The sequence below is a fragment of the Microvirga sp. KLBC 81 genome (genome assembly GCF_003075415.1).
Lineage (GTDB): Bacteria > Pseudomonadota > Alphaproteobacteria > Rhizobiales > Beijerinckiaceae > Microvirga.
Map to the genome: position 1 here is coordinate 1 of NZ_QDAH01000007.1, position 16,869 is coordinate 16,869.

General features: G+C 62.0%; 11 protein-coding genes. 6 read left to right on the forward strand and 5 right to left on the reverse strand.

Going from position 1 to position 16,869, the window contains the following annotated elements; translation table 11 throughout:
* Positions 1-666 precede the first annotated feature (666 nt).
* Complete coding sequence (locus DC522_RS07065) at positions 667-1,164, forward strand: MmcB family DNA repair protein (protein WP_116528006.1); 498 nt, start codon at positions 667-669, stop codon at positions 1,162-1,164.
* A gap of 3 nt (positions 1,165-1,167) precedes the next feature.
* Here DC522_RS07065 and DC522_RS07070 read toward each other — a convergent pair whose 3' ends face one another.
* Both DC522_RS07070 and DC522_RS07075 read right to left on the reverse strand, forming a co-directional pair.
* Positions 1,168-1,725, reverse strand: coding sequence for an ActR/PrrA/RegA family redox response regulator transcription factor (locus tag DC522_RS07070; RefSeq protein ID WP_133239247.1), 558 nt, complete (start codon positions 1,723-1,725; stop codon positions 1,168-1,170).
* Positions 1,726-1,809: 84 nt separating this feature from the next.
* Positions 1,810-3,162, reverse strand: a complete 1,353-nt coding sequence (locus DC522_RS07075) for an ActS/PrrB/RegB family redox-sensitive histidine kinase (protein ID WP_116528008.1) — start codon at positions 3,160-3,162, stop codon at positions 1,810-1,812.
* 233 nt (positions 3,163-3,395) lie between these two features.
* Here DC522_RS07075 and DC522_RS07080 point away from each other — a divergent pair, with 233 nt between their 5' ends.
* Positions 3,396-4,637 carry a polyhydroxyalkanoate depolymerase gene (locus tag DC522_RS07080; RefSeq protein ID WP_116528009.1) on the forward strand — a complete coding sequence of 414 codons (1,242 nt, stop codon included), beginning with the start codon at positions 3,396-3,398 and terminating at the stop codon, positions 4,635-4,637.
* A 97-nt stretch (positions 4,638-4,734) separates the two neighbouring features.
* Entirely contained in the window at positions 4,735-5,478 is a 744-nt protein-coding gene (locus tag DC522_RS07085) for a M48 family metallopeptidase (protein ID WP_116528010.1), read from the forward strand.
* Between the two features lie 237 nt (positions 5,479-5,715).
* On the opposite strand, the gene DC522_RS35795 is transcribed toward DC522_RS07085, so the two are convergent.
* Entirely contained in the window at positions 5,716-11,034 is a 5,319-nt protein-coding gene (locus tag DC522_RS35795; RefSeq protein WP_165820083.1) for a hypothetical protein, read from the reverse strand.
* Between the two features lie 179 nt (positions 11,035-11,213).
* On the reverse strand, positions 11,214-11,429 hold the full coding sequence (locus DC522_RS34255; protein ID WP_133239248.1) for a hypothetical protein: 216 nt from the start codon (positions 11,427-11,429) through the stop codon (positions 11,214-11,216).
* A gap of 178 nt (positions 11,430-11,607) precedes the next feature.
* On the opposite strand from DC522_RS34255, the gene DC522_RS07095 reads away from it, so the two are divergent.
* Complete coding sequence (locus DC522_RS07095) at positions 11,608-12,795, forward strand: multidrug effflux MFS transporter (RefSeq protein ID WP_116528012.1); 1,188 nt, start codon at positions 11,608-11,610, stop codon at positions 12,793-12,795.
* Positions 12,796-12,894: 99 nt separating this feature from the next.
* On the forward strand, positions 12,895-13,218 hold the full coding sequence (locus tag DC522_RS07100) for a hypothetical protein (protein ID WP_133239249.1): 324 nt from the start codon (positions 12,895-12,897) through the stop codon (positions 13,216-13,218).
* Between the two features lie 15 nt (positions 13,219-13,233).
* On the opposite strand, the gene DC522_RS07105 is transcribed toward DC522_RS07100, so the two are convergent.
* Entirely contained in the window at positions 13,234-15,372 is a 2,139-nt protein-coding gene (locus DC522_RS07105; protein WP_116528014.1) for a transglycosylase domain-containing protein, read from the reverse strand.
* A 192-nt stretch (positions 15,373-15,564) separates the two neighbouring features.
* Here DC522_RS07105 and DC522_RS07110 point away from each other — a divergent pair, with 192 nt between their 5' ends.
* Complete coding sequence (locus DC522_RS07110; protein ID WP_371679048.1) at positions 15,565-16,866, forward strand: cation:proton antiporter; 1,302 nt, start codon at positions 15,565-15,567, stop codon at positions 16,864-16,866.
* Positions 16,867-16,869: the final 3 nt, after the last annotated feature.

Genomic DNA, 16,869 nt, shown 5'->3' on the forward strand with positions numbered 1-16,869 from the left:
GGAGGAACGCCGCGCCTCACCGAAGCGGGATCCCCGGCACAAGCCCGGGGATGACGGAGAACTGGATTGGACAGCCGGAGAATGTTCTTTCTTCGTTCTTGACTTTTGTCCTAACGTCGGCTATATCGTGTCTTGTCCCGGCTCACCGAGGGGCGCGCTCGCGAGGCGTCGTGACTGTGGAGCCGGGGCACGGTCCTGTGGCGGCGGGCTCACGCCAGCCCCGCCGACAGGAGGCCGCCCGCAGGTCCCGAGCGACCGCTGCGGTGTCCGCCTAAAGAAGCCGTGCGCGAGGAGCCGTCGGGTTCCAAGCATCATCATCAGACATCGAGCCGGACCGCTCCTCGCGCCCCCCTCGACCCTCACCCTCGGACGGCTCGCCAGCCCCGAGGATGCTTCCGCTCGGCTCTTTGATATCGCCCTCCGCCATCGCCCGCCCGTAGATCCTCCGCGTCATCCCCGGCGGTCCGCCGGGACCGGGAACGGGATCCACCCTCACGCGCTGCGCGCTGGTTTCCCTTTCCGTCCGATGGCTGCGCCATCCCCGGCCGGGAAGGACACTCGCGATGGCCGCAGCTTGAGAAGCTCTCGGGAAACGCCACCCTCGTGCTGAAGGACGCGCGACATCCCTGCCGTTGCAGGCACGAGTGGAAAAGCTACTCTACCCTGATGTCCGATTCATCCGCCGTTCGCTCCTCCAGCATCATCCATTCCCTCGACGGGCGGCAATCGCCCGTGGCCGCCGGTATCCGACGCGGCGTGCGCCGGCTGTTTGCCGAGCTCGGTCATGTGACGCTGCCGGAATTCACGCTCGCCAATGGCAGGCGCGCCGATCTCATCGCGCTGGCGCCAGACGGCATGCTCACCATCATCGAGATCAAGTCGAGCGTCGCGGATTACCGAGCCGACCGGAAATGGCCGGATTATGAGGATTTCTGCGACCGGTTTTATTTCGCCGTGCCGGAAACGGTGCCCTTCGATATTCTGCCGGAGGATCGCGGGCTCATCATCGCAGACAGTTTCGGCGCGGCGGTGATGCGCGAGTCCGCGCATCATCCGCTTGCCGGTGCGCGCCGCAAGGCGGTGACGCTACGCTTTGCGCATGCGGCAGCATCCGCTCTGCATGCTTTGGCCGATCCTGACAGGATTGCGGACGGTCGTCTGTAAGGATTAGCGCGGAGCGCGCTTGGCGAGAATGCGCTGCAACGTGCGTCGGTGCATATTGAGTCGGCGCGCGGTTTCCGAGACGTTGCGGCCGCACAATTCATAAACCCGCTGAATGTGCTCCCAGCGCACCCGGTCGGCGGACATGGGGTTCTCCGGCGGAAGGGCACGTTCACCCGGCTGGGCCATGAGGGCTGCGTGAATCTCGTCCGCATCGGCGGGTTTGGCGAGATAGTCGAAGGCCCCCATCTTCACCGCCGTCACGGCGGTCGCGATGTTGCCGTATCCGGTGAGGATGACGCCGCGCGCATCGGGGCGGCGGTTTTTCAGCCGCTCAATGACATCGAGACCGTTGCCGTCGCCAAGCCGCATGTCGATCACGGCAAAGGCCGGAGGGTTGGTTTCGATCTCGGCGATGCCGTCGGCCACGCTCTCGGCAACGCGCACCTGATAGCCGCGGCCTTCCATGGCGCGGGCGAGACGGGTCGAGAAGGGCCGGTCGTCATCCACGATCAAGAGGCTCTTATCGGCACGATCCTCGAACGCAACAGGCGCGTCGGCCATCAGAACTTCTCCTTGCATAACGGAACAATTCCTTCCTGAAACAGGCCGATCCGGCCCATCCTCGATATGGGAATTCTTCCCCTGTTATTTGAGAGACCCCTTAGATTCTCCCTGCGGCGAAATTGCCGCACCCTTTTCAAACGCGTGACGCGGCCAAACGATCCGTGCGACCGCTCCTGTGGCAGGTGGCGCGGCATTGGTCAGAGTCAATTCGGCGCCGGAGCGTTCGATCAGCGTTTTGGCGATGAAGAGCCCTAAGCCCAGTCCTCCGCCCTCGTCGTTGTCGGCTTCCGTGCGCTCCGCCGCGCTGCGGGTCGTCACATAGGGTTCTCCCACCCGCAGCAGGATATCGGGCGCGTAGCCCGGCCCGTCGTCGCGGATCTCGATGAAAACCTCGTGAGGGGTCCACGAGGCCTCGATGGTGACCTGACTCGCGGCAAAGTCGGTGGCGTTGTCGAGAATGTTGGAAAGACCATACACGACGCCGGGATTGCGGCGGCCCACGGGCTCGGGCCCTTCGCCATGGGCCAGGACCCGTACATCGAATCCGACCGCCCGCTGCGGCTCGACGATCTCTTCCACCAGATGGCTCAAGGCGATTGTTTCCAGGAAGCCTTCTTCTTCCTCTCCCATGGAGGTGAGTTTGGTGAGGATCGAACGGCAGCGATCCACCTGCTCCTGAAGAAGTTTCAAGTCGTCCGCCACCGGGCCGCCCTTCGGCAGGGCATGACCAAGCTCCTTGGAGACGAGCGCGATGGTGGCAAGTGGCGTCCCCAGCTCGTGGGCTGCCGCTGCGGCAAGACCGTCGAGCTGCGAGAGATGCTGTTCGCGGGCGAGGACCAGCTCGGTGGCGGCCAGCGCCTGCGCGAGCTGGCGCGCCTCCTCCGCGACGCGCCAGGCATAGATGCCGGTAAACGCCGTTCCGAGAAGGATCGCCGTCCAGATTCCGGACACGTAGAGGAAAGGCAGGCTCAGGGTTTGCCCCGGAAACCACGGCAAGGGCCTGTGTGCGAGCACCAGGAAAGTCGCGGAGCCCACGGCGAGAAGGCCAAGGGCGAGGGTTCGTTCCGGCGTCAGCGCCGTTGCCGAAATCAGTACAGGCGCGAGGAAGAGCATGGCGAAGGGATTTTCCAATCCGCCCGTGAGATACAGCAACGCTGCCAGTTGCAGGATGTCGAAGCCGAGCAGGGCCGTGGCGGCATTGTCGCCGAGCCGGTGACTTGCCGGATACTGAATGCGTAGCAGCAGGTTGGTCCAGACCGAGGCAGCGATGACGAGGAAGCACAGTTCGAAAGGCAGCGGAAAGCCAAGACCGAAGCGAACGCCCGTGACAGCTGCCGTCTGCCCCACAATCGCCAGCCAGCGGAGCCTGACCAGGGTGTCGAGGCGCAACTGACGGGGAGACGGTTTAAGACTATTGGCTGGGATGGCGACCATGAACGAACAGAATAGGGTTTTAAAACCGTTCGCCAAGCAACAGCATGAAGGCAGAAAATCCTAAATCCTCATCGGCCAAATGCTTCAAAAGGGGTAGAATGCTGGGAATTTGGGCTAAGAAGATAATGATGTTGCAATAAGCGGAAGGAACTTTAATCTGAAAATTACGGTTGAGGATAAAGCCTACCCGGCAGAGCGGGAAAAATCAGGCACCCGGCCTTTGGGGACATGTGATGAATTTTTCTTATTACTGGTACGATACGGCGCATTGGCTCCTAAGCCCCGCCCGCGCAGCGTCCGATATTACAAAGCTCTTCTTCGACAATCCCGTCAATCCGCTCACCAACACGCCCTACGGCCGCACCGTTTCCGCTGCCTGCGAGCTTTTCGAGCGCACCACCCGCCGCTATACGAAGCCCGAGTTCGGCCTTGCGACCACCACCCTCGGCAACCAGGAGGTCGCCGTTACCGAGGAGATCGTATGGGAGCGTCCCTTCTGTCGTGTGATCTCCTTCAAGCGTGACCATGCGCTCGCCGCGAATCAGCCGAAGCTTCTCATCGTCGCTCCCATGTCCGGCCACTACGCCACGCTCCTGCGCGGCACGGTGGAGGCCTTCCTGCCCACCCATCAGGTGATGATCACCGACTGGGCCGATGCCAGCATGGTGCCCCTCTCGGAAGGGCGCTTCGACCTCGACGATTACATCGACTACCTCAAGGCCATGTTCCGGGAGTTCGGCCCGGACCTGCACGTGATGGCCGTGTGCCAGCCGGCCGTGCCAGTGGTGGCCGCCGTGGCACGTCTCGAGGCCGAGAACGATCCCTCCATTCCGCGCTCCATGATTCTCATGGGCGGGCCCATCGACACCCGCCGCTCGCCCACTGCCGTGAACCGGCTAGCGGAGGAGCGCGGCATCGAGTGGTTCAAGCAGCATTGCATCGTGAAGGTGCCGCCGAGCCATCCCGGCTTCTGGCGCGATGTCTATCCGGGCTTCCTGCAGCTTTCCGGCTTCATGGCCATGAATATGGACCGGCATCTGACGGCCCATTGGGAGATGTTCAATCACCTCGTGGAAGGCGACGGCGATTCGGCCGAGAAGCATCGCGACTTCTACGATGAGTACCTCGCCGTCATGGATCTGACCGCCGAGTTCTACCTCCAGACGGTGGAGACGGTGTTCGTGGACCATGCCCTGCCGAAGGGTGAGATGATGCACCGGGGCGAGCCGGTGGACCTCATGGCCGTCCGCCGCTGCGCCATCATGGCCATCGAAGGCGAGAAGGACGACATTTCGGGCGTCGGCCAGACCCTGGCGACCCTGGATTTGACCCCGAATCTCCCCTCCGACAAGAAACTCTATCATCTGCAGGCCGGGGTCGGTCACTATGGCGTCTTCAACGGTTCTCGTTTCAGGGCTCAAATTGCTCCTCGAATCGTTGAATTCATTGAGAATCACGACCAAGAATCAGCCTGAAGGACCACGTCAAGAGTCGGATTCCGTTCTCCATACGTTCTTGGGAGCGGCAAACGGCTGCGCTGACAGAATCGACGTGAGCGGGCAGATTGCGGACATGAAATCCGCTCTGTTCCGCCGCGTTCCTGCGGACCCACCACATTTGAAAGTTTCCCATGAGGGCCAGTCATTTAAAGTGGCCCTCAAACGGCGTCCGACCGCCAAACGAATCACGCTCCGCGTCTCCCACGCGACGGGCGAGGTCGTGCTCACCATCCCCGAACGCACCGATGTGGGGCTGGCCCAGAAATTTGCCGACAGTCATAGCGAGTGGATCGCAAGCCGCCTCGCCAAGGTGCCCGACCGGGTGCTCTTCGAGCCGGGCGCGCTCGTGCCCTTGCGTGGCGTGCCGCACCGCATCGTCCACTGGTCATCAATTCGGGGTGTCACCCAGGCGACCCGCGACAGCGCGGGCGAGCCGATTATCGCGGTGGCGGGCGAAGACGCCCATGTGGCGCGCCGCGTGCGTGATTTCCTCGAGGCCGAGGCCAGACGCGATTTCGCGGTGGCCGTGAAGAAGCATACGGCTCAGCTTGGGATCCCTGCCAAGCGCATCACCGTGCGCGACACCAAGAGCCGCTGGGGCTCCTGCTCGGCCAACGGCGCGCTCAATTTCTCCTGGCGCCTCATCATGGCCCCGCCCTTCGTGCTGGATTACCTCGCCGCCCACGAGGTGGCTCACCTGCGCGAGCTCAACCACTCCCAGCGCTTCTGGAAGATCACCTACCAGCTCTGCCCGCGCACCGACGAGGCGGAAGCTTGGCTGAAGACTTACGGCAGCGCCCTCCACCGTATCGGCTAGAGCCTTGGATCCAAAAGTGGATTTGCACTTTTGGGATCAATCCGATGCTCAATCTTGAGAGAAGCGCATCGTTGGGTCGCTGACGCGGACCTTCGGATCCGCACGAGGCGCTAAGACTCAATCCCGCTCAGCCAAAAACCGAGCGGGTCCCCATGAAGGCTGCGGGTCGGAGAAGGCTCTGAAACGCCGAAGGCGGCTCTCCAGCGAAGAGCCGCCTTCATGCAGATCGAGATCGGGTCAGATCACGTAGAAGCTGGCATGTGTCAAAGCCGGCTTCACACCATCCGGGTTAAGCGTGGCGAACAGGACTGGCTTGATGTCTCTCGTTTCACCGCCGGTGCCGTCGAGGTCATAGAAGAGCTGCCCCGTCGCCTGGTCGTAGATGATCCGATCGCCCTGATCCTGTGCCTTGGTGCCGAGCACGAAGGCGCTGGCATCCAACTGGCCAAGTCCAAGCCCGCTGAAGATCTTATGCGACAGATAGATCCGATCTCCCTCGGCGACGCTGAAATCCAGGATCGAGTCGGCGGCTGTCTTCATCACGGCCGTGTCGAAAACGAAGGCGTCCGCCCCCGAACCACCGATCAGTGTATCGCGTCCTTCACCGCCGTGCAGCGTGTCGTTTCCGGCCGCACCATTGAGAGTGTCGCTTCCAACGCCGCCGCGGATCACGTTGTCCCCAGCGTTGCCAACCACGTTCTCGCGGCGCTGATCCTCGAGGCTGATCGTGAAGGTCCTGTTCACGGTCTCGGATCCGTCGCTCACGGCGACAGTGATCGTCAATTGGCCCTGCTCATAATCGAACCTCGTCGGGTCCTTGACGCGTAGCTGATCGCCCACGAGTTCGACACTGCCGCCGGCATCATCGAGAAGGGTGTAGGACAGGGCCGTTCCATTCGGATCGCCGGCCGAGACCAGCCCGATGACCTGTCCTTCGGCAATGTTCTCCTGAACAAGAGAATTGGAGAGCTGAAGGTTCGTTGGAGCCTTGTTGATATCGGCGACCACGATGGAAATGCTGCCGGAGGTATCGCCGCCATGCCCGTCCGATGCGATCACGCCGTACGTGAAGGTGGAGTCCTGCGAGACCTGAATGAGCGTCGGATCGCGAACGACGACCACGTTGTCGACGATTTCGAAACGCCCATCCGCGCTGACCAGACCGTTGGAACCTGCCAGAGCCTCACTGAAGGTATAGGAGAGAGCATCACCGTTTTGATCGCTGGCCGAAAGAGCGCCGACTTGGCTTCCGGCACCGGCCATGTCGCTGATCGAGCCGCCCGTCAGCTGGGGCGCGGTCGGCGCAATGTTCGACGCCACGGATGCGACCGAGATGTTGCTGTTCGGCTGACCCTCGACTCCTTTGCTGTCGACAATAGAGATCGCGAAGTTCGTCGTCTGCACGGAGCCGGCCGGCGCGGTCCGATCCTCAGGACTGAACTGCAGGGCCCGGATCGCCGCCTGAACCTCAGCCGCCGTTCCGGTCACTGTGTAGACGCCGGTGGTCCTGTTGTAGGTGCCGATGCCCAGGTTCGAGAACTCGCCTTCCGAGGCGGTGTCCATGGCGATAGTCACCGTCACCGTCGGGCTATCGTCCGTAATCGTCACATCTGCGAACGGCGAGGCCATCTCCGTATCGGCAATCGTCACCGTCACGGGCGCATCAGCCCCGCCGATCACAGGCGTTTGGTTCGCCGTGTGAACCGAATCCACGCTGATATTGGTGTTCGGTGCGGTCGACAGGCCGCCCGCATCCGTGACCACGATCGTGAAGTGAGAGGTCTCGATGCCGCTTTCTGCATCGGGACGATTGGCCGGATTGTACTGCAGGGCCCGCACCGCCGCCTGCGCTGCGGCCGCCGAACCGGTGAAGGTGAAGACACCCGTCTGCGCATCGTAGATGCCGCCATTCACCGGCACCAGAACGCCCTTGCCGGCTGCATCGAGCATGATCGTCACGGTGACTGTGTCGTTGGCGTTCGCATCCCCGAGCGTCACGGCCGAGAACGGCGTGACGAGATCGGTGTCCTCGTCATCGGCGATCGTCACGGTGCGAACCGGCGCATCGAGGGTGGGAGCCCGATTCGTCGTCGTTGCGTTCACGGAAACGTTCGTATTCGTCGTCGACTGGCTACCGTCCGAAGCCGTGATCGTGAACGCCGTGGTCTGGATGGAGCCGACCTCCGCATTACGATCCGCCGGATCGAACTGCAGGGCCCGGATCGCCGCCTGAACCTCAGTCGCCGTTCCGGTCACCGTGTAGATGCCGGTTGTCCTGTTGTAGGTGCCGATACCCAGATTCGTGAACTCGCCCTCCGACGCGGTATCCATCGCAACGGTCACTGTGATCGTCGGGCTGTCGTCCGTGATCGTCACATTGATGAAGGGCGACGCCACGTCCGTATCGACAACTGTCACCGTCACGGGAGCGTCGACCCCACCGATCAGAGGTCCCGTCTGCGGAAGCGTTCCATGAATCGATTCCACCCTGATGCTGGTGTTCGTAGCCGAGAGACCATATCCATCGTATACCTTGATGGTGAAGGTGCTAGTCTCGATGCTGCCGGACTCAGCACCCCGCTGCACCCGCGGATTGTACTCAAGGGCCCTCAGCGCCGCTTGGACATCCTGCACCTTCCCTGAGATCGTATAATAATGATAGCCGTTCGCAGGATCGGAACTGGATATGATGCTCCCGCCCTTGCCGGGCACCAGGACGCCCTTGGACGGATCGTCGAGGTAGACCCGGAGCTCGATGTAGGAACTGGAGGAGGTCGTATCCGGATCGTCGATCACCACGCCGGAGAATGGAGTCGCGAGATCGTCCTCATCATCATCCGCGACCCTCACCGTCAGAGGCTGCGCCTGAATGGTCGGAGCCCGGTTCGGCAATGTCGGATTCAGCGTGAAGCCCGTGTTCGTCGAGGTGAGGCTGCCGTCCGTCACGGTGACGGTGAACTTCACCGGGGCACTCTGTAGAGCATTGAATTGCAAGGCCCGGATCGCCGCCTGGACCTCGGCCGCCGTACCGGTGACCGTATAGGTCCCCGCCGCGGCATCGTAGACGCCGCCGCCAAGATTCACGAGCGTACCGCGGGAAGGCATATCCATGGCCACCGTCGCGGTGACATTCGGGCTATCGTCCGTAACCGTAAGCTTGGTGAACGGATTGATCGGGGCGGTAGCTGTGTAAGTGATCGTATCAGAGCCGGAGAGGATCGGCGCCGTGTTGGTGGGAGCCGTCCCGTGGACCGAGTTCACCTGGATGGTGCTGACCGGGCCGCTCGAGAGCCCGCCGGCGTCGACCACATTGATTGTGAAGGTTGCGGTCTCGATGCTGCCGGGCTCCGCACCAACGCGATCCGTTGCATTGTACTTCACCGCCCGCACGATCGACTGGATTTCCCAGTATGCCGCAGTGACCGTGTAGACGCCGGCCGCCGCATCGTAGGTCCCCTTCGTGGAAACAAGAGCGCCTTTGCCCGGCGAATCCAGCGCGATCGTCACCGTGACCATGTCGTTGAGGTTCGTCTCGGTAATCGCCACATTGGCGAACGGCGTCGCCAGGTTCACGTTGTCGGTGTCCGACACCGTATAGGCCGCAGCAGGGGCAACAAGAGTCGGGGCGCGGTTCTGCGTCACCACGTCGACCGAGATGTTGCTGTTCGGCACCGAGGCGATGCCGTGGTCGTCCACGACAGTGATCGTAAAGGAATCGGTCCTGACATTCCCCACCGCGAAGCTGGGGGTATCGACCGGATCGAATTGCAGCGCCTGCAACGCCGCCTGCACGGCTGCGATGTCGCCGCTCACCGTGTAGGTGCCGGAAAACCGATCATAGACGCCGGGGCCCAGATTGGTGAAGGAGCCGATGGTGAATCCGGGAAGCTGATTCATCTTCACCGTGACCGTCACCCAGGAACCGTTGTCGTCGATCGCGAGGTTCGCAAAGGGGTTGACGATGCCTGTATCCGCGACCGTCACCCTGGTCGGGCTCGACGCGCCGAGGATCTCCGGCGCGCGGTTGCTGTAGTCGATGCTGCCCTCGCCCACGAGGACCACGTTCTCGATATTGGCCAGCTTGAGGTGATCGAAGCCTTGAACCGAGACGTAGACGGTATCCGTTCCGCCGCCGGCCAGCTCCGTGACGGAGTCGTTGAGATGGTCCACATAATAGACGTCATCGCCGAGGCCGCCGGCCATGCTATCGGCACCGGCGCCGCCATCCAGCGTGTCGTTGCCGATCCCACCATCCAGTGTATCCCGGCCGCTGCCCGCCACAAGGGAGTCGTGACCGTCTCCGCCCTTGAGGAAATCGTTGTTGGCGCCGCCCTCCAGCGTGTCGTTGCCGATGCCGCCGTCCAGCGTGTCGTTGCCGTCTCCGCCGTCGAGCACGTCGTTGCCGTCGGCTCCGGCGATGCTGTCATTGCCTGCAAGACCGGTCAGGCGGTTGTCCAAGCTATTGCCGGTAACGAAGTCGTTGCCTCCGGTGGCGACGAAATCGTAGACGACCCCCGGGGTGATATAATCCTCGCCAAGCCTGTCGAGATTTGTAATCGTACCGCTCGGGTTGTTCTTGTACTTGCGGACATGCCCCATCTCTAAATCTGCCGAGATGAAACCGGCGAGGTTATTCCCCGAGGCGTCGAGCCATACATATTGGTCGTAGCGCAGGGTCGTCACACCGTCGACATTGATGCCATCGTCCCCCGCCGACCCGCAGACCACATTGGTTCCGGATCCCGTATAGAGAACGTCGTCGCCGGCTCCGCCATGCAGGGTGTCATCTCCTGCGCCGCCGTCCAGCGTCGCAGATACGTCGGCGGCCCTGATCAGGTCGTTGCCGTCGCCGCCGATCACATAAGAAATCGATTGCAGAGTATCCGTGCCCTGCCCCGTGGCGATTCCTGTCCGCAGATCCACCGTGACGGCGGCCGACCCCTCGAAATACGCGATGCCGCCGATCAGGACGTCGTCACCAGCCCCGCCGGCGAGAAGATCGAGTCCCCACGGGTCGCTACCGCCGCCCATAAGCGTATCGTTCCCGGCCCCACCGTAAAGAACGAACTGGTCCGGCGTATCGCTCGCATTGACGATGTCGTTTCCTCGGGATCCGACCACCGCCTCGATTTGGGCATAGCTGTCGATAGAGCCCCAGGTATCCTTTCCCGTCATGGACGCATAGGTCCGGCCCCCGTAGGTCCAGGACGAGGCCGTCAGATTGACCACGATGCCCGCGCCGCCCGTTTCGGTCTCGTAGGATGCGGTATCGTAACCGTCGCCGCCATCGAGCGTGTCGCTGCCCTGCCAGCCGATCAGGAGATCGTTGTCTTCCTCGCCATAAAGCTTGTCATTGCCGGTGCCGCCCCGCAACGTGTCAAATCCAAGACCTGCATAGATCGTATTCGAGGTGGTGGTGCTGTGGCTGCCGAGGTCGTTGTCGCCGGCATCGCCGGTGATCACGGCTTGAGTTCCAACGCTGGCGACCCCGAAAGTCGTGGTGTCTTGCGTCGATGCCTCTTTGTCAGCCTCAATTGGCTGAGCGGTATCGGACAAGACATCTCCTGACCGAATGACGATAAGATCAAGGGCAGATTTATCCATCGGAAACACCGTATCCATAGGCTTCTTGAAGCCAACACACCACGATGGAGCATACGATGATTGTTATAACGTATATGCCATCTGAACGAACGGGTGTTCTTGCAAAAGAATGCAATTTAAAATTGCATTCGTTAAATTGCTTTAAGAATCAGTTGCTTATCTCCTGCAGCGGATATCGCAAAGATGTTTTGCGAAAGGGCAAAATACGAAAAAGCAGGAAACATCAGTGAATTAGCCGAAGGCAGGAGCTTCGTGAAAAAGCTGTCTCGTCCGGCCTTGCTACTTGCAGATGTTGCCCAATCCTCCTGCAGGAGCTGAGACTTGGATCGGGAAATCGGCAACGCCATGCATCGGATCCATCAATCGATGTCGAGCGTGCCTATCCGTCGTTCGCTTAGTTGCCGAAGTCACACAGGAAAGAGACGCTGAGCTTTCGTAGGACGGATTCACAAAGGGTTAAACCCGTGACAGGTGGCGCTTTTCGGCTTAGTCCGAGCCCTGTCCTGTCTCTGCTACGATAATTTCATGCTCAAGCCCGATACCCTCGCCCTCACCGTCGTCCTGGCGCTGCTCACCGCGCTCGGTCCCCTCTCAACGGACATGTACCTGCCCTCGCTGCCGGCGATTGCGGCAGGCCTTCAGGCGAGCACGGGGCAGACGCAGCTCACGCTGTCGGCCTTTCTCTTCGGCTTCGCGGCAGGGCAGTTCTTCTATGGGCCGATTTCCGACCGGGTCGGGCGCAAGCCCGTGCTGCTCTTCGGGCTCGGCCTCTTTGCGTTGGCCAGCCTGATCTGCGCGCTGGCGCCGAATATCGAGGTTCTGATCGCGGCACGCTTTGTTCAGGCGCTCGGCGCTTCAGGTCCCATCGTGCTGGGTCGCGCCATCGTGCGCGACTTCTATGAGGGGCCGCGTGCCGGCCGGGAATTGTCGCGCATGGGCACGATCATGGGGGTGGTGCCGGCGCTTGCGCCCGTTCTCGGTGGGCTGATCGCGCAGTTCTACGAGTGGCGGGTCACTTTCGGCGTGATGCTCGTCTGCGGAATTGCGCTGGCCGCAACCGTTCTGTTGCGCCTGCCCGAGAGCATCCGCAGGAAATCCGATGCGCCGATCTCCTTCGGCTCGATTCTGAAAGGCTTCGGGACGCTGCTGCAACATCCGGGCTATCGCACCTATGTGAGCTTTTCGATGCTCGCCTATGGCGGTCTCTTCGCCTTCATCTCCGGCTCGTCCTTCGTGCTGCAGGGCGTCTATCGTCTGGATGAATTGTCTTACGCCTTTTCCTTCGCCTTCATGGTCGTAGGCTACATCGGCGGTACGTTGTCCGCGCAGCATCTTGTCGGCAGATACGGCCTGGACGGCACGATCCGTTTCGGCGTGACGAGCCTTGCGACAGGCGGCGTGCTGATGGTTGCGCTCGTCGTCTCCAGTGTCCCGTCATCCTTCGCGATCACAGGACCGATGGCGATCTACGCATTTGGCGTGGGCCTCACCATGCCGCAGGCCATGGCCTCGGCTCTCATGCCGTTTCCGGAGCGCGCGGGCGCGGCCTCGTCGTTGCTTGGCATCTGCCAGATGAGTTTTGCCGCCATCCTCGGCATCGTACTGGGGCAGAACCTCGGCGCCTCCGCGCTGCCGTTGCCGGTCACCATCGCGAGCACGGGCGTGCTGGCGCTTCTGGTATACGCCACGACAGGAAGAGCGCGGCGGAGTTAGCTGGACAGGCCTAGACTTTAAAACGCTTAAGCCGATATTGGAGGCTAATCCCGGATCTGCTATGTCGATGTTAGATCGTCACGTGCAGTAGGTGTGAGTATGAGTTACGATTATATCGTCTTCCGACCAGCTCATCGCCTCGCATCTCATCAAGATATCGATGAAAGTACTCTCGTGCCTTTCACCTCGCATGAGGAGACCCTCATTCTCCTGCGACGGATCTATCCTAACACAAGCCTTGATAAGGAAGGCTTCGGCTATCTCGAGCCTATAGCGTTGATGGGCGAGTTACAGTTTTCGCCAGATGACAATCTGACATTCCATCTGGCTTACATCGAGCGTCCTGATGTTCAAGAATTATGCAGGGCGCTCGATCTGACAGCCCTTGATTGTCAAACTTTGGAACTCATCCATCCAGTTTAGACGAAGCTGCTCTTCCTAAAGTCCGAACAGCTTCTCGAAGAAGTTCTTCTCGCGCGGGCGGGTCCGACGCTGGGGCTGAGGCTGCGGCTGAGCCCAGGCGTCGCCGCCATTGCCCACAGCGGCATAGCGGGGATCGCCGCCGGCATCGGCCACGGGCACGCCGTTCCGGAAGCGCTCGCCGCCCGGCAGAGCCACGGGCTGCTTGTCCTTCAGCGCAATCTTCATGAAGTTGTGCCAGACCTCCGTCGGCAGGTTGCCGCCGGTCACGCGCTTGGTCAGTTCGCCGTCATCGTTGCCGAGCCAGACGCCGGCCACGAGATTGCCGGTAAAGCCGACGAACCACGCATCCTTGTAATCGTCCGTCGTGCCGGTCTTGCCGGCCATGGGCCAGCCTGGAACCTGCGCCTTCTGCGCGGTGCCAATGACGAAGGTGTTGTGCATCATCTCGTTCATCATCGCAACGGCTGCAGGGTCGATGACGCGGCCGAGGCCGCCGGCGGAGGCCGGACGCTTGTAGACGATCTTGCCGTCGAGGGTCTTCACCTCGGTGATCACGTAAGGCGTCACGCCAATGCCGCCATTGGCGAAAGCCGCATAGGCGCTGACCAGTTCGAGCGGCGTCACTTCCGAAGTGCCCAGCGCGAGCGAGCCGTTGGCCTGAAGCGGGGAGGTGATGCCGAGCCGCTGCGCCGTCTGCACCACGGCCTTCGGCCCAACCTCCATGTTCAGCTTGATGGCAATAGTGTTGAGCGAGAGCGCCAGGGCATCGCGCAGGGCGATCGGCCCGCGATATTTGCGGTCATAGTTCTGGGGAGCCCAACCCTTGTAGTTTACGGGTGAGTCATCGAGAACCGTATCGGGCGTATAGCCCCGCTCGACAGCCGTGAGATACACGAAGGGCTTGAAGGACGAGCCCGGCTGACGGCGGGCTGAAGTGGCCCGGTTGAACTGGCTCGTTTCGTAGTTCCTGCCGCCCACCAGAGCCCGTACGGCACCATCCGGCTGCAGGGCCACGAAGGCGCCCTGGCTGACATTGAACTTCTGCCCTTTGGCGTTGAGTTCCTCCACGAGCACCCGCTCCGCGGCAGACTGCATCATGGGGTCGATGGTGGTGAAGACCGCGATGTCCGTGTCGATGGTGCCGACGAAATCGTCGAGCACATCCATCACGTAATCGGCTGCGTAATTGGCGGAGCCCGCGCCGTTCGGACGCGCGGGTTCGGCGGGCTGCCCCAGCGCAGTCTTCCTCATGTCCGGCGTGATGAAGCCGAGCTCGTTCATGGCCGCGATCACGAGCTCCGCACGCGCCTGCGCGGCTTTCGGGTTCCGGTTGGGCGCCAGGCGCGACGGCGATTGCACGAGACCCGCGAGCACGGCTGCTTCCGAGAGCGACACGTGACGCGCGGACTTGCCGTAATAGCGCTGGGCGGCGGCCTCGACGCCGTAGGCGCCCGCGCCGAAATAAACGCGATTGAGATAAAGCTCGAGGATCTGGTCCTTCGAGTAGTTGCGCTCCAGCCAGAGCGCGAGGATCGCCTCCTGGATCTTGCGGGAGGCGGTGCGTTCCTGCGTGAGAAAGAGGTTCTTCGCCAGCTGCTGCGTCAGTGTCGAGCCGCCCTGCAGGCCGCCGGAACGGGTGAGATTGCGATAGGCCGCACGGGCGATGCCCATCGGGTCGATGCCGAGATGATCGTAGAAGCGCCGGTCCTCGATGGCGACGAACGCCTTCGGCAGATAGGGCGGCAGCTCTTTCAGAGTGACGGTGCGACCGCCCGTCTCGCCGCGATTGGTGATCAGCGAGCCGTCATTGGCCATGATGGCGATATTCGGTGGACGCTTTGGAACGGTGAGCTGGTCGATGGGCGGCAGCTGCGAGGCATAATAGGCGACCACGCCGCCGACAGCGATGATGCCCCAGAGGCCCAGCACGACACCGGCATAGATCAGCTTGCCGAGGAACGAGCGGCCCTTGCGCTTGGACTTCCTTGAGCGCGAGCGGCGGGGCGGCCTGTCCTCGTCATTCTGCCTGGAAGCACGCCGTCTTGCCATGGATCCCCCCGCCCGGTCTTCGGGCGAGAGGTAGAAATCCAGCTCCCCCGCCTCCGTAGCGGGCGCATCGAAAACCGGCTCCCGCCGGCCACGTCCGTTCGCCACGTCTGTAAAAACCCCGCATTCCTGGAACCGGTCGGTTCCGGCCTTTTACGCTCTGGAGCACTCTAATTGTGGCGGTTTAAGGGGCGGTTAACCTCTGGCGCATCGTGCGGGAAGGCGGATCCGGGTTTCCGCTCCCGACGATGCGCTCCTTAAAAAGAGAGCATCGCATTGATCCAAAAGTGGAATTCACTTTTGACGTCCGATGCTCTTGAGGCACGGGAACTGCCGAGTCTGCACGGCGTTCGCTGCCTTATGAGCGCTTACATCGTCGTGCTGGCCGGTTTCGGGGTCGTCGTCCTGCTGACCGCCTGGCTTCCCATGGTCCTGAAGGAACTGCCCCTGTCCCTGCCGATCTTCTGCGTGGGCCTGGGTGCGCTCATCTTCGCCATTCCCGACGTTCCCGGCGTCATCCCACACCCCAGTGAGGAACTTAGCCTTGTCGAGCGGTTGAGCGAGTTGGTGGTGATCATCTCGCTCATGGGCGCAGGCTTGAAGATCGACAGGCCCTTCGGCTGGAAGCGATGGAGGCTCACCTGGCGTTTGCTCGGCATCTCCATGCCTCTGACCATCCTCGGCCTCGCCTGGCTCGGGCAAAGCCTTCTGGGCCTGAGCCTGGCAGCCGCGATCTTGCTGGCGGGGGCGCTTGCGCCTACGGATCCTGTGCTCGCGAGCGACGTGCAGGTAGGTCCCCCGGGCGGAGGGCAAGAGGACGAGGTGCGTTTCACGCTTACCTCGGAAGCGGGGCTCAACGATGGCCTCGCCTTTCCCTTCATCCTGCTCGCCATCAGCTTTGCCCATGAGGTCAGCACGACGAGCGCGGCGGAATGGTTCGTCTATGCGGTGATCTGGAAAATCGGGGCTGGGGCCGCCATGGGCTTCATGGTTGGGCGGGTTCTCGGTTGGCTCACCTTCCACCTGCCGAACCGGGCCAAGCTCTCGCGCACCGGCTCGGGCTTCGTGGCGCTCGGCATCACGTGCCTTGCCTATGGCATGACCGAGATGGTGAAGGGCTATGGCTTTCTCGCCGTCTTCGTCGCGGCCTTGGCGTTGCGCGCGACCAAGCGCGAGGATGCCTATCACGAGAAGCTCCACGATTTCGCCGAGGAGTTGGAGCGCCTTCTCATGATGGTGCTGCTCGTGCTGCTGGGCGGTACCATGACAGGCGGGCAGCTGTTTCGCGCGCTGAGCTGGGAGGCAGCAGCCTTCGGCCTGTTGGCGCTGTTCGTCATCCGCCCGCTCGCCGGATGGATCGGATTGATTGGAACCGATCCTCCTCCGGGTGAGAAACTGGCGATCAGCTTCTTCGGTATTCGCGGCATAGGCTCGATCTACTATCTCGCCTATGCCCTGAACCACGAAGAATTCGACAATGCGGACGTCCTCTGGAGCACGGCGGGATTCATCATCCTCGTCTCCATCGTGCTTCATGGAATCACGGTGACGCCCGTGATGCGCCGCCTCGATCACCAGCGAAAGCTCGCGGCAGAAGCGTAAGAC